13 protein-coding genes are annotated in these 15,332 nt (G+C 72.4%); 10 read left to right on the forward strand and 3 right to left on the reverse strand.

Annotated features, from left to right (window positions below):
* The first annotated feature begins 29 nt into the window (after window positions 1–29).
* The 4 genes from nadA to DEO23_RS01340 are packed head-to-tail and all read left to right on the forward strand — an operon-like array spanning window position 30 to window position 5,066.
* Complete coding sequence (nadA, locus tag DEO23_RS01325; RefSeq protein WP_109274203.1) at window positions 30–1,373, forward strand: quinolinate synthase NadA; 1,344 nt, start codon at window positions 30–32, stop codon at window positions 1,371–1,373.
* Window positions 1,370–3,055 carry an L-aspartate oxidase gene (nadB, locus tag DEO23_RS01330; RefSeq protein ID WP_109274204.1) on the forward strand — a complete coding sequence of 562 codons (1,686 nt, stop codon included), beginning with the start codon at window positions 1,370–1,372 and terminating at the stop codon, window positions 3,053–3,055. Before nadA ends, nadB begins: the two co-directional genes overlap by 4 nt.
* Window positions 3,049–3,909 carry a carboxylating nicotinate-nucleotide diphosphorylase gene (nadC, locus tag DEO23_RS01335; RefSeq protein WP_109274205.1) on the forward strand — a complete coding sequence of 287 codons (861 nt, stop codon included), beginning with the start codon at window positions 3,049–3,051 and terminating at the stop codon, window positions 3,907–3,909. The genes nadB and nadC overlap by 7 nt, the downstream gene beginning before the upstream one ends.
* A complete protein-coding gene (locus tag DEO23_RS01340; protein ID WP_109274206.1) occupies window positions 3,909–5,066 on the forward strand; it encodes a cysteine desulfurase family protein in 1,158 nt (385 codons plus the stop codon). The genes nadC and DEO23_RS01340 overlap by 1 nt, the downstream gene beginning before the upstream one ends.
* Here the strand turns inward: DEO23_RS01340 and DEO23_RS01345 are convergent.
* Window positions 5,063–6,058, reverse strand: coding sequence for a pyridoxal-phosphate dependent enzyme (locus DEO23_RS01345; protein ID WP_109274207.1), 996 nt, complete (start codon window positions 6,056–6,058; stop codon window positions 5,063–5,065). The genes DEO23_RS01340 and DEO23_RS01345 overlap by 4 nt on opposite strands.
* A gap of 108 nt (window positions 6,059–6,166) precedes the next feature.
* Between DEO23_RS01345 and DEO23_RS01350 the strand changes: the two genes are divergently transcribed.
* Together DEO23_RS01350 and DEO23_RS01355 are read left to right on the forward strand one after the other, a co-directional pair.
* Window positions 6,167–6,892 (forward strand): ribonuclease FAU-1 family protein, encoded by a 726-nt coding sequence (locus DEO23_RS01350; RefSeq protein WP_109274208.1) that lies wholly within the window; start codon window positions 6,167–6,169, stop codon window positions 6,890–6,892.
* 9 nt (window positions 6,893–6,901) lie between these two features.
* Window positions 6,902–7,354, forward strand: coding sequence for a thioredoxin domain-containing protein (locus tag DEO23_RS01355; RefSeq protein WP_109274209.1), 453 nt, complete (start codon window positions 6,902–6,904; stop codon window positions 7,352–7,354).
* On the opposite strand, the gene DEO23_RS01360 is transcribed toward DEO23_RS01355, so the two are convergent.
* A complete protein-coding gene (locus tag DEO23_RS01360) occupies window positions 7,342–7,815 on the reverse strand; it encodes a hypothetical protein (RefSeq protein ID WP_133249816.1) in 474 nt (157 codons plus the stop codon). The genes DEO23_RS01355 and DEO23_RS01360 overlap by 13 nt on opposite strands.
* A gap of 120 nt (window positions 7,816–7,935) precedes the next feature.
* Window positions 7,936–8,643 carry a GNAT family N-acetyltransferase gene (locus tag DEO23_RS01365; protein WP_109274211.1) on the reverse strand — a complete coding sequence of 236 codons (708 nt, stop codon included), beginning with the start codon at window positions 8,641–8,643 and terminating at the stop codon, window positions 7,936–7,938.
* A 271-nt stretch (window positions 8,644–8,914) separates the two neighbouring features.
* Here DEO23_RS01365 and DEO23_RS01370 point away from each other — a divergent pair, with 271 nt between their 5' ends.
* The 4 genes from DEO23_RS01370 (at window position 8,915) to DEO23_RS01385 (ending at window position 15,320) form a co-directional block, all read left to right on the forward strand.
* Window positions 8,915–9,826: a universal stress protein gene (locus DEO23_RS01370; protein WP_109274212.1), complete on the forward strand. Its 912-nt coding sequence runs from the start codon at window positions 8,915–8,917 to the stop codon at window positions 9,824–9,826.
* Window positions 9,827–9,981: 155 nt separating this feature from the next.
* Window positions 9,982–11,589: an exo-alpha-sialidase gene (locus DEO23_RS01375; RefSeq protein ID WP_165831689.1), complete on the forward strand. Its 1,608-nt coding sequence runs from the start codon at window positions 9,982–9,984 to the stop codon at window positions 11,587–11,589.
* Window positions 11,590–11,773: 184 nt separating this feature from the next.
* Entirely contained in the window at window positions 11,774–13,936 is a 2,163-nt protein-coding gene (locus tag DEO23_RS01380) for a 3-hydroxyacyl-CoA dehydrogenase NAD-binding domain-containing protein (protein WP_109274214.1), read from the forward strand.
* Window positions 13,937–14,102: 166 nt separating this feature from the next.
* A complete protein-coding gene (locus tag DEO23_RS01385) occupies window positions 14,103–15,320 on the forward strand; it encodes a hypothetical protein (RefSeq protein WP_109274215.1) in 1,218 nt (405 codons plus the stop codon).
* The last annotated feature ends 12 nt before the right edge of the window (window positions 15,321–15,332 follow it).

Raw genomic sequence — 15,332 nt, forward strand, 5'->3', positions numbered from 1 at the left:
ACGCACCCACGCACCCACCGGAGCCCTCCATGACCACCTCCGCATCGGTCGACCTCACCATCCGCGACATCTCCTCGGGCGCCGCCCGCGGCAGCACCTGCTCCACGACGCTGCTCGAGGCACCCTGGGACGTCGACGCCGGTCCCTCGACCTACGGGCCGGGCGCCTCCCAGGCCGATCCGCTTCCCACCGGCTCCCCGCGCCAGGGGCAGATCCCGGAGGCGTACCGGACGGCGAGCCGCGAGGAGCTGGATGCGCGGATCCGCGCGGCGAAGGCGCAGCTGGGGGAGCGGGTGGTGGTCCTCGGCCACTTCTACCAGCGCGACGAGGTCGTGCAGTACGCGGACTACGTGGGCGACTCCTTCCAGCTCGCCACCGCCGCCAAGGCGCGCCGCGACGCCGAGGCGATCGTCTTCTGCGGCGTCCACTTCATGGCCGAGACCGCCGATCTGCTCTCCGCTCCCGAGCAGGCCGTGATCCTGCCGAACCTCGCCGCCGGCTGCTCGATGGCCGACATGGCCGACATCGACCAGGTCGAGGAGTGCTGGGAGCAGCTGATGGAGGTCTACGGCGAGGAGCCGGACGCCGACGGGCTCGCCCCGATCATCCCGGTGACCTACATGAACTCCGCCGCCGACCTCAAGGGCTTCGTCGGCCGCCACGGCGGCATCGTGTGCACCTCCTCCAACGCCCGCACCGTGCTCGACTGGGCCTTCGCCCGCGGCCGACGCGTCCTCTTCTTCCCCGACCAGCACCTGGGGCGCAACACCGCGAAGGCCATGGGCATCGGCCTGGAGCAGATGCCGCTGTGGAACCCGCGGCGCCCCCTGGGCGGCAACGACGAGCGGACCCTGCAGGACGCGAAGGTCGTGCTGTGGCACGGCTTCTGCTCGGTCCACAAACGCTTCACCACGGCCCAGATCGACCAGGCACGTGCCGAGCATCCGGACGTGCGCGTGATCGTCCACCCCGAGTGTCCGATGCCCGTGGTCGACGCGGCCGACGAGGCCGGCTCCACCGACTACATCCGGAAGGCCATCGAGGCGGCCGAGGAGCCGACCACCTTCGCGATCGGCACCGAGATCAACCTCGTCCAGCGCCTCGCCGCGCAGCACCCGCAGCACACCATCTTCTGCCTGGACCCGGTGGTGTGCCCGTGCTCGACGATGTACCGGATCCACCCCGGATACCTCGCGTGGGTGCTCGAGTCGCTGCTCGAGGGCGAGGTCATCAATCGCATCACCGTGGGGCAGGACGTCGCCGAGCCCGCGCGCCTCGCCCTGGAGAGGATGCTCGCCGCCAAGCCCGGGGCGGCACCGGTGGACGCAGAGGCCCCGGCCCCCGGGAAGCAGGCCGCCGGGGCGCGACCGTGACCGGCACCCGGGAGACCGACGTCCTCGTCGTCGGCTCCGGCATCGCCGGTCTCACCGCCGCGCTGCGCGCCTCCCGCACGGCGCGCGTGCTGCTGGTGTCCAAAGGGGCCCTCGACGCGACGGCGACCGCTCGCGCGCAGGGCGGCATCGCGGGAGCACTCGACGCTCAGGACTCGTCCTCGCAGCATGCGGCCGACACCCACGTCGCCGGCGCGGGCCTCTGCCACGAGGACGCGGTGCGCGTGCTCTGCGAGGAGGGGCCCGACCGCATCGGCGAGCTGATCGAGCACGGCGTCGCCTTCGACCGCGCGGCCGGCCCGGGCAGCCCGTACGCCCAGGGCCTGGAGGGTGCGCACTCCCGGCCCCGGATCCTGCACGCGGGCGGCGATGCCACCGGCCGTGCGATCCAGGACTCCCTGGTCACCGCCGCCCGCCGCGCACCCATCGAGATCCTCGAGCACACAGCGCTCATCGATCTTCTCGTCCAGGACGGGCTGGTCGAACCGGCGGTCGCGCTCCCGGGGACTCCCGAAGACGTTCCCGCGGGAACGCCTCTTCCCACCTCTCGGGACAGGGCCTCCCGGACCGTGGACGCGCGGCGGGTGCGCGGTGCCGTTCTCCTCGCGGCCGACGGCTCGCGCCTCGAGGTCCACGCCCGCGTGGTGGTCCTCGCGACCGGCGGCTCCGGTCAGCTGTTCTCCCACACCACGAACCCCGCGGTCGCCACGGGCGACGGCGCGGCCGTGGCCTGGCGCGCCGGGGCGGAGCTCGCCGATCTCGAGTTCGTGCAGTTCCACCCCACGGCGCTCACGGGCAGCGGGTTCCTGATCTCCGAGGCCGTGCGCGGCGACGGCGCGCTGCTGCGCGACGAACGAGGCCGACGCTTCCTGCCCGCCGTCGATCCGAGCGCGGAGCTCGCCCCGCGAGACGTCGTCGCCCGGGCCATCGCCCGCACGATGGCCGAGCAGGGTGGCCGCCCGGTGCTCCTGGATGCGACTGCCTTGGGTAGCGCGACCCTCGCGCGCCGCTTCCCGACCATCGATGCGGCCACTCGAGCGTCCGGGCTGGACTGGGCGAGCGGGCCGATCCCCGTCACCCCCGCCGCGCACTACGCGATGGGAGGGATCCGCACCGACCTGCAGGGACGCACGAGCCTGCCGGGCCTGTTCGCCGCCGGCGAGTGCGCGTGCACGGGCGTCCACGGCGCGAACCGTCTGGCCTCGAACTCCCTGCTGGAGGGCGCGGTCTTCGGGGCACGCGCGGGCGAGGCCGCGGGAGCCGCGGCCGCGGGAACCGAGCTCGCGGGCACCGAGCTCATGGGAACCGAGCTCACGGGGGACGTGGCTGCGCGAGACGTGGCCGACGCATGGCGTGCCCCCGGCGGAACCGGCGCTAACCGCCCGTCGGTCGCCTGGTCGCGCCGCGACCTGCAGGACCTCATGTGGAAGGACGTCGGCCTGCTGCGCACCGGCAGGCAGCTCGCGCACGCCGCCGCCGTCCTGGACACCTGGTCGGCGCCGGCCCCGAGCACTCTCACCGCGCTCGAGGACCGCAACCTCCTGGACCTCGCCCGCCTCACGGTCGCCGCGGCCCTGGCCCGGACCGGATCCGCCGGTGCGCATCACCGGCTCGACGACCCCGCCCTTCCCGCCCGCACCGTCCAGGAGCTCCACGCATGCTGACCTCCGCCCAGATCGATCGCGTCGTCGCCACGGCGCTCGCCGAGGACGCCCCCTGGGGCGATCTCACCGCCGAGGTGTTCCTGCCCGCGGACGCGCGCGCCACCGCCCGCCTCACCGCCCGCGAGCCGGGTGTGCTCGCCGGGATCGATGTCGCGCGGGCCGCGTTCCGCCTCACCGACCCCGCCATCCAGGTCACCGACCGCGTGGCCGACGGGGACCGTTTCGAGGCCGGCACCGTGCTCGCCGAGATCGAAGGTCCGGCCCGTGCCCTCGTCCAGGCCGAGCGGATCGCCCTGAACTTCGTCCAGAGGATGTCGGGCATCGCGACCCTCACCCGCGCCTTCGTCGACGCGGTGGAGGGCACCGGCACCCGCATCACCGACACCCGCAAGACCACCCCGGGCCTGCGCGCCCTCGAGCGCCACGCGGTGCGCTGCGGCGGCGGCGTGAACCATCGCTTCTCGCTGTCCGACGGCGTGATGGCCAAGGACAACCACCTCGCCGTGCTGCGCAGCCAGGGACTCGATCTCACCGAGGCCGTGCGCGCAGCCCGTTCGAAGCTCGGGCACATGACGCGCCTGGAGGTCGAGGTCGACCGGATCGACCAGATCGAGCCGGTGATCGCCGGTGGGGTCGACGTCATCATGCTCGACAACTTCTCCCTCGCCGACCTCGAACGCGGGGTGCAGATTGTCGACGGCCGGGCGATCGTCGAGGCCAGCGGCACCGTCACCTTGGAGACCGTGGGCCCGATCGCCCGCACCGGTGTCGACGTCATCTCCTCGGGTGCCCTCACGCATTCGGTGCGCAGCCTGGACCTGGGGCTGGACGCGACGGTGGCGGCGGGCGCCTGATGCTCTACCTCGATGCGGCAGCGACCGATGCGGTGCGCCGGGAGTGCCTCGAGGCGGCCTGGCCGTACCTCACGGGCGTCTTCGGGAACCCTTCGAGCCACCACAGCGCGGGGGAGGCCGCGGCCGCCGGACTCGCCGACGCCCGGGCCCGCGTCGCCTCCGTGCTCGGCGTGCGCCGCAGCGCGGTGACCTTCACCAGCGGCGGCAGCGAGGCCGCGAACCTCGCCATCAAGGGGCTCGCCCTCGCCGCGCCGCGCGGCAAGCACCTGGTGACCTCGCCGATCGAGCACGAGGCCGTTCTGGGCAGCATCGACCATCTGCGCCGGGTCCACGGCTTCGAGGTCTCCGTCGTCCAGGTCGCGGCCGATGGGACCGTCCCGGTCGAGGCCCTGCGGGAGGTGCTGCGCGAGGACACGACTCTGGTCTCCCTGGCCCTGGCGAACAACGAGGTCGGTGCGATCTCCGACGTCCGCGCCCTCGCCGCCGAGGCGCACCGGGTCGGCGCCCTGCTGCACACGGACGCGGTGCAGGCCGCGGGATGGCTCGACCTCCGCGACCTGGGCGCGGACGCCCTCACGATCTCGGGGCACAAGGTCGGCGCCCCCAAGGGGATCGGTGCGGCGGTCATCCGCGGCGTGCTCCCGCTCGAACCCCTGATCCACGGGGGAGGGCAGGAGGCAGGCCGGCGCTCGGGCACCGAGAACGTCGCCTTCGCCGTCGCGATCGCGACCGCCCTCGAGCTCGCCGAGGCCGAACGTGAGCAGGTCACGGCACGTCTGCGGCCGCTGCGCGATGCCTTCATCGAGAGCGTCCTCGCGGCCCGGCCGGGGACGACCCTCACCGGGCCCGACCCCCGCCCCGTCAGGGAACGCGACCTTCGCCTGCCCGGACACGCCTCCTTCTGCTTCCCGGGCACCAGCGGGGAGTCGGTGCTCCTGGACCTGGAGGAGCACGGGGTGATCGCCTCGAGCGGCTCGGCGTGCGCGGCAGGGAGCGACGAGCCCTCGCACGTGCTCACCGCCCTGGGCATCCCGCGCGAGGTCGCGCAGACGGCCGTGCGCTTCACCGTCCCCCGCAGCGCCGACGCCGACACCCTCCAGCAGGCGACCCGCGCCGTCGAGACCGTGCTGCGCTCTCGGTCAGGAGCGCCGGTCTAGGGCTTGTCTCCCCAGCCCCCGCCGCCCACCAGGGCCGCGAACCGGTCGAGGTCCACGTTCCCGCCGCTCAGGATGACGCCCACGCGCGGTCGTCGGCCGCGCGTGGCCATGCCCGCCACGAGGTCGCCGGCCAGGTCGCGGGCGGCGGCGAGCCCCAGGCAGCCCGTCGGCTCGACCACGGTCTTCAGGTGACCGGCGAGGAAGCGCATCTCCTCGACCAGCTGCTCGTCGCCAGCGGTGAGGATCCCGCTCACGCGGTCGCGGATGATCGCGAAGGGGGTGGTGCCCACGCGCGTGGTCTGCGCGCCGTCGGCGAGGGTGCGCGGCACGTCGATCGTCACCGGCTCGCCCGTCTCGAGCGAGCGCCGCACGTCATCGCCCGCCAAGGGCTCGACCCCGTAGACCCGGCAGGCGGGGGAGAGGGCTCCCGCCGCGAGCAGGCTCCCGGACAGCAGGCCCCCGCCGCCGCAGGGCACCAGCAGAGCATCCAGCTCACCGACCTCCTCGAACAGCTCGAGCGCCGCGGTGCCCTGCCCGGCGATGATCGCGGGATGGTCGAAGGGTGGGATCACCTCCGCGCCCTGATCCCGCGCGAGGTCCTCGGCGATCGCGATGCGGTCCTCCCGGTACCGGTCGTAGGTGATCACCTCGGCGCCGTAGCCGCGGGTCGCGGCGAGCTTCGATGCCGGGGAGTCCTCGGGCATCACGATGCTCGCCCGGCGCCCCTGTTCGCGGGCCGCGAGGGCCACCGCCTGCGCATGATTCCCCGAGGAGAAGGCCACGACGGGCACACCCGGCGACAGGGCGCTCAGCGCCGTGAATGCGCCACGGAACTTGAAGGCCCCCACACGCTGCAGGTTCTCCGCCTTCAGGAACATCTCGCAGCCCGTCTGCTCATCGAGCGTGCGCGATGTCAGCACCGGGGTGCGGTGGGCGACGCCCTCGAGCACGCGCGTGGCCTCGCGCACCTCGGCGAACGTGAGAACGGGCACGGGAGCTCCTTCGGTGGGCAGGTGACATCGAGCCTATGCGTCCACGTCCACATCCACGTCCGCGTCCACCCGAGTCGGTCCGCGGCCGACGGTGCCTACGGTGGGGCCATGGATCCTTCGATCGCCCGTTCCTTCGGCACCGTGCCGGCGGCACCCGGCGCCGTGGATTCTCGACCGCATGCCCCGGGCGCGCACGTCGTCCAGCGCAGCGTGCGGGACTTCGTCGAGACCGGCCCGGCGGTGGGATTCGCCGTCGGCGGGATGGTTCTCGAGGACACGCGGCACCACATCGTGCTAATGACCGTCCCGGGCTCCGGGATGGCCGGGCGCAACGGCCCGGGATCGGGACCGAGCGGACGGCTGGTCGCGCCGGGCGACTGGGACGGCAGCTACCGGCTCGGTGCCTGGCGTGGCACCACCGTGGTGCGCGTGCACTGCCCCGGTGAGAACTGGTCGGTCTGGCGCTGGCACGACGGCGCCGACTGGACGCGTCAGTGGTACGGCAACCTCGAGGCGCCGTGGCGGCGCACCCCGCTCGGCTACGACATGCAGGACTGGGCGCTCGACGTGGTCGCCCAGGGTGATCCTGCGACCGAGGACTGGCAGGTGGCGATGAAGGACGAGGACGAACTCGAGTGGTTGGTCGAGCGCGGGGTCGCGTCCCGCGAGGTCGCCGATCGCATCATCGATACAGGGCGTGAGCTGCGGGGTCTCTTCGAGCGCAGGGAGGGTGCAGTCGGTGAGGACTGGAGTGCCTGGGTGCCACCGGCCGGCGCTGCACCCGTTGACCTGCCCTGCGGCTGGCAGGAGCTGGATGCGGCGCCACGGCGGTAGGGTCGGCGCGTGGACCGACGCACCCGACTGAGCCTCCTGGTCGCCGTCTGCGCGGTCATCGTGCTCGCGGTCCTCGTCGGCCTCGAGGACGTGGTGACGGGTGTCGCCGTCGGCGTCGTCGGGCTCGCGGCGCTGCTCCTGATCGGCTGGTGGTCGGGCCGGCGCGGGCGGCACATGGCCTGGGACGAGGCGAAGGATCTGCTCGCCACGGATCACGCGGTGGTGATGTGGAAGCCCGGCTGCGTCTATTGCGAGCGTCTGCTGCTCACCCTCGGCCGGGATCCCCGCATCAGCTGGGTGAACGTGTGGCGCGATGCGCAGGCGAACGCCCGCGTCCGCGAGCTCAACGATGGCGACGAGCTCACGCCGACCGTGCTCCTCGGCGAGCAGGTGCTGCGCAATCCATCGGCGGCAGACCTCCGCTCACGGCTGCAGTCGAGCGGAAAGCCTCAGGACGGGTAGGACGACAGCGGCGGTCCCGGGCGGGGGTCGCCGGCCGGAGCGCCGTCGGCGCCGTGGGCGGTGCGACGCTCGTGGGCCTCGTTCGCGCTGCGCCACAACGCCACGTCCTCCTGGCGCACGACCGCGATGACGAGCGCCAGGGATGCGAGCGCCGCGAGGGCCGTCAGGAAGGTCAGCCCGAAGAACACGACGCTCAGCATCAGGCCGAGCGCGAGGAGCGCGCCGGGGACGGAGATCAGGAAGCTCCGGGAACTCCGCGGGATGCCAGGACCGAGAAAACGCCGGTGCACGACCGCGCCGAGGATGATGCCGCCGAACATCAGAGCGAGGTAGATGATCATCATCGGCGTGGAGGACGCATCGTTGTCGTGCCAGTTCAGCGCACAGATCAGCACGGCAGCCCAGACCAGCACGGCCTGCGCGATCGAGAACGGCCACGGGATCGGTCGGGGTGTCCTCATCGATGCTCCCTCCTGCGCTCCGCCGGCCATCAGCGGCGCCGTGACCGCTGCGTGCTCGTCGGGAGCCACTTCTCGACCGTACGAGGGGTGGTGGTGAGGAGGCAACTCGCGCTCGGTGCGTCAGGGCGTCCGCACGGCTCCGAAGATCAGCGTGCGGCGCAGGGCGAAGCCGAGCTTCTCGTACGCCGCGATCGCGCCGGTGTTCTCGGCTCCGGTGTGCAGCAGGACGCGGTCGCCGCGCTGCTGGATGTGGAAGGCGACGTCGAGCACGAGGCGCGAGGCGAGGCCCTGACGGCGATGGTCGGGATCCACGGCGACCGCGCTGATCTCGGTCCAGCCCTCGGGGCGCAGCCTCTCACCGGCCATCGCCACCAGCCGGCCCTCGCGGCGGATGCCCACGTAGCGACCCATCTCGACGGTGCGCGGCAGGAACGGGCCGGGCCGGTTGCGCTCGACCAGGGCGAGCATCTCGGGCGCGTCCTCGAGGCCGAGGCGCACGGCCTCCGCATCCGGGGCGGGCTGCAGCGCGGAGGTCTGCGTGAGCTGAACGCCCGGCACCCGATGCTCCCAGGACCAGCTCTCGGGCAGCACGGGGTCCGAGTGGGAGACGCTGACGACGGCGTCGTGCCCGAACACGTCCAGGATCGCGTCCCACACCGCGGGGTCCTCCCAGTCCTTGACGCCGACGAAGGGGGAGACGTCCTCGGGGTAGCGCTTGACCAGGTCGTTGCCGCTCGCGAAGTCGGCGTGCGCCCCGGTGAGGGCGGACCAGGTGGGGCGGTCCAGCACGGAGTCGTCCGTGGTGACGGCATCGGTGGTCGTGGACATCGGCGCGGGGGCCTCCAGGGATCGGGCCGGGAGCTGGGGTGCTCCGCTCGGGAACGGCAGCGGCAGCGGACTTCGACGTTCACGGTAGATCCGGGAGCGCCGCAGCGAACAGGGTGAGGGCCAAGGTGTGACGAACCGAGAACACAGGAGTCCGCGCCCGGCCCCCGAACGGCCGATCCCACCTGCTTCCGACCCTCGCCGGAGGACGTCGGCCCCGGTAGGCTCGAACCGCACCCGGGTCGAGGACGACCGGACAGGAGAAAAGGACGCCATGGACTTCAGCGACCGCATCATCGTCGGGTACGACGGCTCCGATCAGTCCGCGATGGCCCTGCGCTGGGCCGCACGTCTCGCCGCCGCGGGCGATCGCGAGCTCGCGATCATCCATGCGTGGGTGTACCCGCTGATCACCAAGGATCTGGGTCCCACCAAGGGCATCTCCGGATCGGGGCATCGCAACGTCGCGCTGAAGCTGCTGGAGGATGCCCTGGCCATTGCGGAGCAGGCGGCACCGGGCGTCCGCGCCCGCACCGTGCTCATCACCGGGCGTCCGCGCACCGTGCTCGAGGCCGCCTCGCGGACGGCGCTGCTCATGGTGGTGGGCAGCAGGGGGCTCGGCGGCTTCTTCGGGATGCTCCTGGGGTCGGTGAGCCTGGGGCTCATCACCCATGCCGGATGTCCCGTGATCGTCGTGCGTGAGAACGAGGAGCCGCACGGGCCCGTCGTCGTCGGGGTCGACGGATCCGAGCCCAGCCTCGACGCGATCGATGCCGGGGTCCGCATCGCACAGGCCCTCGGGGAGGGTCCGGAGCTGCTGCACGTGCGCCGCACGGTCGAGGGGCAGGTCCTCGAGGGCGACGGCGCGGAGCGCATCGTCGAGGAGGCGACCGCCCGCGCGCACGCCTCCGATCCGCAGCTCGAGGTCACCTCACGGATGGTCGAGGAGGGCAACGAGGCCGATGCCCTGCTGCGCGCCTCCGCCGAGGCAGGGATCTTGGTCCTGGGCTACCAGGGCAGCGATCGCCGTCGCTTCGGGTCGACCGTGCACGCAGTCGTCCACCACGCGCAGTGCACCACCGTGGTGTGCCGGCACGAGTACCAGGGTGCGGACCCGGACACCGAGCAGCTCGCGGTCGAGGTCGACGACGCCGATGACGTCGACGGAGGATCGGCCCGGGCCTGAGGGGCCGGAGCCGCTCGGCGGCCGCGCGCGATCTGCTGTGAGCCACCCCTTGTGATACGAATAACCCTCCCGTAATGTCGGACGTCAGACGTCCCCCGGTGCCCCCTCGCGAGCCAGGTCCCGCGCCACCGGCGGACAGGAACGAAGGAGCTCCCGTGACTTCCTCATCCCGCCCCGCCCATACGATCCCCGGCAGCGTCCCCGAGACCCGTTCGCGCCGCGCCGTCCTCGGCGCGGCCGCGCTCACAGCCGCGGGCGCTCTCGCTCTCCCCGCCGCGGCCCACGCCGCTCCTGCGGGACGTGGCCACGGCGATGGCCACGGGGGTGGGCACGGGCACGGCCCAGGCCGCGGGCACGGCCCGGGTCACGGGCACGGACACGGCACGCGCGGTCGCTTCCTCACCGAGGACCTCGCGACCGGCGGGGACGGCGTCTTCCCCAACTACCGCATCCCCGCGCTGGTGCAGTTGAACAACGGCGACATCCTCGCCGCCTACGACGGCCGCCCCACCGGCACCGACTCGCCCGGACCCAACTCGGTCCTCCAGCGACGCTCGACCGACGGCGGCGTCACCTGGGGTGAGCAGACCGTCATCGAGCAGGGCAAGGAGGGGGAGGAGAAGGAGGGGTACTCCGACCCCAGCTACGTCTACGACCGCATCACCGGCACCCTGTTCAACTTCCACGTCTTCTCGAAGGACACCGGCTTCTTCGACAGCGGCTACGGCAACGACGATGCGGACCGCCGGGTCCAGTCCACGACCGTCTCGGTCTCGACCGACGACGGGCGCACCTGGACCTCGAAGCGCCTGACGAAGGTCACCAAGCCCGAGGACGTCCGCGGCATGTTCGCCACCAGCGGCGCCGGCATCCAGCTCACCCGCGGCCGGCATCGTGGTCGACTCGTCCAGCAGTACATCGGTCAGTGGCGCGACGAGTCCTTCCGGTCCTACTCGGTGTACTCCGACGACCACGGGCGCACCTGGACCATGGGCGAGCCGGTCGGCATCGCCATGGACGAGAACAAGGTCGTCGAGCTCAGCGACGGCACCCTGATGCTGAACTCGCGCATCCATGCCGGCGGGACCGCCCGCTTTGTCGCGCTCTCCCGCGACGGCGGTGAGAGCTGGTCCGAGCCCGTCCTGGACGCCACCCTCACCGATCCGCGCAACAACGCCTCCGTGATCGCGATGAACCCCGGCGCGAGGAAGCGCTCCGCGAAGGCCAAGGAGCTGCTGTTCTCGAACTCGAACAGCGCGAACGAGCGGGTCAATGGTTCGATCCGCTACTCCTACGACGACGGCGAGACCTGGCCGGTCGTGAAGTCCTACCAGGCCGGCGATCACGCCTACTCCCAGCTGGCCGCGCTCGAGGACGGCACCTTCGGTGTGCTCTTCGAGGGGGAGGATTCCAACCAGATCGTCTTCGGCCGTTTCGACCGCGCTTGGCTGAACCCCTTCCGTCTGCACGTGCGCACGACCCGGGCCACCGTGGACGCCGGCGGCAGCGTCGAGCTGAGGGTGAGGATCCGCAACGACGACGAGCGTGCGCTGCCGGCCGGCACCGCGAGCGCGAGCCTCCCGACGGGCTGGGAGGCCGAGTCCGTGCACCTGCCGGCCCTGCGCCCGGGGCACTCCGCGAGCCTGCGACTCTCCGTCAGCGCGCCGGCCGATGTCGACCCCGGCACGGTGCTCGGCGACGTCACGGTCGAGGCCGGTGACTTCAGCCTGCGCGGGGACCTGGTGGTCAGCGTCCGGGGGTGAGGTCCGCCCTCCCGGTGCTGCAACGGCTTTCGGGGGCGATCGTCGTGTGGACACCCGCGACCCGGGTGCGGCATGCTGTATCTGAAACCGCCGGTATCAGGAAATGGTCGTGCGTCGTGAGGCAGCTGTGCTGCCTGCGATGCGTGCCGGCGGCTCGACGACGAGAATCCCCGAAAGGCAGGCCATGACCCCCACCTCCGCGAACGCCGGCGCCGCATCCTCCTACACCGAGCACGTCACCCGCGTGCTCACCGAGGACCGGGAGCACCAGGGCATCGGCACGGTCGCCGTGCTGACCTTCGCCCCGCCGGAGGGCGAGTCCCGCCCCGCGACGCTCGGCCCGCAGTCCTTCGAGAACGTCGACGCCGCGCTGACGCGGGCCCTCGAGCGCGCGGAGGCGGGCGAGATCCAGGCGATCGCCCTGACCGGGACCGACCGCGTCTTCTTCGCCGGTGCCGACCTCTCGATGTTCACCGATGCCTCCGTGCAGGAGATCATCGACCCGATGACCCACCGCGCCCACGACCTCCAGGTCCGTATGCGCGCAGCGGTCGTCCCCGTCCTCGCCCATCTCAACGGGGCGGCCCTCGGAGGGGGCCTCGAGGTCGCCCTCATGGCCGACGTCCGCACCGCCGGGCCGAAGGTCCGTGGGATCGGGCTGCCCGAGACCAGCCTCGGGATCCTGCCCGGCTGGGGCGGCACCACGCTCCTGCAGTCCGTGATCGACCCGGCCGAGGCCGTCCGCGTCATCCTCGAGGACCCGGCCCGCGACAAGCAGCTCTCCGCCACCGAGGCCGAGCAGCTCGGCCTGGTCGACGTCCTCGTCGACGACCTGGAGTCGGCTCTGGACCATCTCGCGACCCGCATCGCCGACGGTGCCGTCGATCCCTCCTCCCGGCCCGATCCGATCCCCGCGGCCGGGTCCGAGCGCGCCCAAGCCCTGCTCGCAGCCTTGGACGCCCCGCACACGACGGCCGAGACCCGGCGCGAGTGGGCCGCGCGCATGGAGAGCGTGGGCGCCCCGTCGCTCGCCCGCACGATCGGCGTCCTGGACGCCCTGCCCGGCTCCACCCTCTCGGAGTCGCTGAGCGCCGAGCGCGAGGCGATCGTCGGCCTCGGCACCTCCGATGCCGCTGCGGGCTCGCTGTATGCCGCCGAGCTGCTGCGCCGTGGCAAGCCCGGTCGCCGCCCGGTCGAGGGAGCGCGGGAGATCCGCCGTGTCGGCGTCGCGGGCGCGGGCCTGATGGCCTCGCAGATCGCCGCGCAGCTCGCCCTCGGGCTGCAGGTCCCCGTCGTCCTGCGCGACCTCGACGAGGACATCGCCGCCAAGGGTCTCGAGCACGCCCGTGGCGTGATCGGCCAGGCCGCCTCCCGGGGGAAGCTCGACGAGGAGAGCGCGCGACAGGTCGCGGATCTGCTGAGCGCCACCGCGGACGTCGCGGACCTCGCCGACTGCGACCTCGTCCTCGAGGCCGTCCCCGAGGTCCTGAAGGTCAAGAAGAGCGTCCTCGCCGAGCTCGAGGGTGTCCTCTCTCCCTCGGCGCTGCTGGTCACCAACACCTCCTCGCTCTCGGTCGCGGCCATGAGCGAGGAGCTCGCCCACCCCGAGCGCGTCGTCGGCCTGCACTTCTTCAACCCCGTCGCGAAGATGCCGCTGGTGGAGGTCGTGCGCACCGAGCGCACCAGCCCCGAGGTGCTCGCGACCGGCCACGAGGTGGTGCGCCGCTGCCGGAAGTTCGGCGTCGAGAGCGCGGACGCCCCCGGGTTCATCGTCAACCGGCTGCTGTTCCGCGTGCTCAGCGAGGTGCTGCGCTCGGCCGATCGCGGCGCGGATCTCTCCGAGGTCGATGCCTCCCTGGACCCGATGGGCCTGCCGATGCGGCCCTTCGAACTGCTGGACCTCGTGGGCATCGGCGTGGCCGACCATGTCGGCAAGGTCCTCGCCGACCAGCTCGGCACCGAGCGCTTCCCTGTCTCCCAGGGCCTCGAGCGGCTGCTGGAATCCGGTGAGGCCGGCACCGTGCGGGATCGCTCGCAGGTCCACCCCCAGGTCTCGGACGCCCTGCGCACGGCCTTCTCCGGTGTGTCGGCCGGCGGCGCGGACGAGGGCGGATCCGTCCCGGTCGGCGACGAGCTCCTGGACAGGGTGCTGCGCGGTCTGGCCGAGGAGGTCGGCCTGATGCTGCAGGAGGGGGTCGTCGAGCAGCCGGAGCAGATCGATCTGGCGCTCATCCTCGGTGCTGGCTACCCGCGCCATCGCGGCGGGCTGACGCCCTATCTCGACCAGACCGGTGTCAGCCAGGAGGTCACCGGAGCGGCCTTCCACGGGGACCGCTTCACGCACTGAGGGATGCCGCGGAACGGGCGCCACCGAGGCGCCCGTTCCGCGGTATTCGAGAGCATTCGCCCTGCGATAGTGCGGTAGGGCACAATACGACCTCAGGGTGCCGGGAATTCTCGTCGGCACACATCGTGCTGAGAGGAGGGGGCGGTGCCGTGCGCCGCCGACCGCGATGACGCAACCACCGCAGAACCCCGGACAGGGTGGATGGGGCCAGGCCCCGCAGGACGGGGCCGGCGGCCCCGATCCCCAGAACGCACAGGGCTATGGCCAGGATGCCCAGGGCGGATACCAGCCGGAGGGGCAGAGCGGCTGGAGCCAGGATCCCCAGGGCGGTTTCGGCCAGGATCCCCAGGGCGGCTACGCCGCGCCGGAGGCCGGCGCGAACCCGAACCCCTACGGCAACGATCCCGGGTACAACGGCACCTCCTACGGCTCCTCCGACCCCGCCTACGGGGCCGGCCAGTACGGCTCCGCGAATGCGCCCTACGGGGCCGACGGGTCCGCCGCCTACAGCGCGAACGAGGGTGGCTACGGTGCCGCCGGCGGCGGCTACGGCTCGCCGAACCCGGCCTACGGCGGCGCGCAGCCCCCACAGGGCCAGCCCGGATCCCCGAACCCCTACGGCGGCGGTCAGGGCGACCCGAACGCGGGCCAGTACGGGGCCGGCAGCTACCAGGGCACCCCGCAGAAGAGTGGCGGCGGGGGCTCGAAGAAGTGGTGGTTCATCGGCTGCGGCGGGTGCGCGGCGCTCGCCCTCATCGCCGTGGTGATCATCATCCTGGTGATCGTCCTGAGCGGCGGCGACTCGAGCACCGAGTCCAGCCCCACCACCGAGCAGACCAGCGAGCAGACCACCGAGCAGACCAGTGAGTCGGACGAGCCCACGGACGAGCAGTCCAGCGAGTCCGAGGACGCCGGCGACGACTCCGGCGCCTCGAAGGACAAGGGCACCCGCACGGATCCGCTGCCCGCGGGCTCGAAGGTCACCGTGCAGGCGGCCGACGGCGGCGACCTCGACGTCAAGCTCGACAAGGCGAACTTCGACGCCGACGACGCCGTCCACAAGGCCAACGAGTACAACGAGAAGGCGCCCAAGGGCAAGAAGTACATCGTCGTGCCCGTGACCATCACCTACCACGGTGACGGCAGCGCCCAGCCCGGGATCGACGCGCAGGTCTCCTACGTCAGCAAGAGCGGCAAGGGGTACGACTACACCTACGTCCAGACCGAGCACGACTACCTGGATGCGGAGCAGGTCTACGACGGCGCCTCGGCCACCTACGACGTCCCGTTCGTCGTCCCCGAGGACGAGAAGGGCGACGGCTCCTTCAAGGTCACCGGACTGGCGGACTACGACAGCGATCCGGCATTCATCGCCGGGAAGTGAGCACAGCGGCCT

Origin of the sequence: Brachybacterium endophyticum (assembly GCF_003130585.1) — a bacterium.
GTDB classification, from domain to species: Bacteria; Actinomycetota; Actinomycetes; order Actinomycetales; family Dermabacteraceae; genus Brachybacterium; species Brachybacterium endophyticum.